The organism is Alteromonas antoniana (genome assembly GCF_019249295.1).
Classification (GTDB): Bacteria; Pseudomonadota; Gammaproteobacteria; order Enterobacterales; family Alteromonadaceae; genus Alteromonas; species Alteromonas antoniana.
In genome coordinates this window covers 1-1,098 of the sequence record NZ_JAESDH010000078.1, presented here as the reverse complement: position 1 = coordinate 1,098, position 1,098 = coordinate 1, and the positions used below count along the sequence as shown (strand labels likewise).

The 1,098-nt window shown below is 38.4% G+C and carries 1 protein-coding gene; it reads left to right on the top strand.

What is annotated here, in order from left to right:
• Nucleotides 1–191 precede the first annotated feature (191 nt).
• Nucleotides 192–1,016, top strand: a complete 825-nt coding sequence (locus tag JKP77_RS22135; protein ID WP_218313338.1) for a S1 family peptidase — start codon at nt 192–194, stop codon at nt 1,014–1,016.
• Nucleotides 1,017–1,098: the final 82 nt, after the last annotated feature.

The window sequence follows — 1,098 nt, the reverse complement described above, 5'->3', positions numbered from 1 at the left end:
TTACAGAGCCAAAAATTACACTGTAGAGCTATCACAGTGGTATCGGTAAAAAATGGGTTTTCACACAGCCTGTACGTGAAGCGGACGTTTTACCTTTCCCATGAAAACACAGAATATGGTGTTTCTGCGGAAACGAGTGTTACTATGAAGTCTCAGTAATAAGCTGTTAGCCCTCTATGGAGAAATCGCGTATGACATTGACTGTCGCAGAAACATTAATGCACACAACTGTAAGGTTGGAGTGTAAATTAAAAGATGGAAATTCCTCAACAGGTACTGGTTTCTTCTTTTCGTTTAAACTAGATGGCGATCAACATATACCCGTAATAATCACAAATAAACACGTTATAGAAAATAGTGAAATTGGATCTTTCGTGCTCACAAAAAGTGATGCTCAAGGTAAACCTTTGTTGGGGCAAGTTGAGCGTGTTGTCTTAAATGGTTTCGAAAACCTTTGGATTAAACACCCTGAAAAAGATGTAGACTTAGCTGTTTTCCCTATGGCTCCATTATTTAGAGAAGCTGAAGCCAAAGGAGTGAAGTTTTTTGCTCCACCTTTACAAGATGACTTAGTTGCAAATGAAAAGATCCTCAGTGATTTATCTGGTTTAGAAAATATAACAATGATTGGCTACCCAAATGGTATTTGGGATGAGAAAAATAATATGCCAATAATTCGAAAAGGAGTAACGGCTACAAGCCCTAAAAATGATTACAATGGTTTGCCTATTTTTGTAATCGACTGTGCTTGTTTTCCGGGATCTAGCGGAAGTCCTGTACTGATCTTTGATCAAGGTGGTTACATGGACGCACGTGGTAATATGAATTTAGGTGGCAATAGAATAATTTTATTGGGCGCTCTTTTTGCGGGCCCTCAGCACGTTGCGCAGGGTGAGATACAAACAATTAACGTTCCATTAAAGCAAATCCCTATAAGCTTATCTAAAATCCCAAATAATTTAGGCTTTGTTGTAAAAGCAGAAAAGATATTAGACTTCAAAAAGTTACTAGTATAAAGGGCTCCCGAATTCAGATAATAAGTGCACCACTCATGGTTAAACGGTGAGAAGAGATCAACTGCCTGTTGGTGGTACTCTG

Bases quoted from the DNA above. Each gene is read 5' to 3' on its own strand.
- JKP77_RS22135 (WP_218313338.1), top strand. From the start codon at position 192: ATGACATTGACTGTCGCAGAAACATTAATGCACACAACTGTAAGGTTG.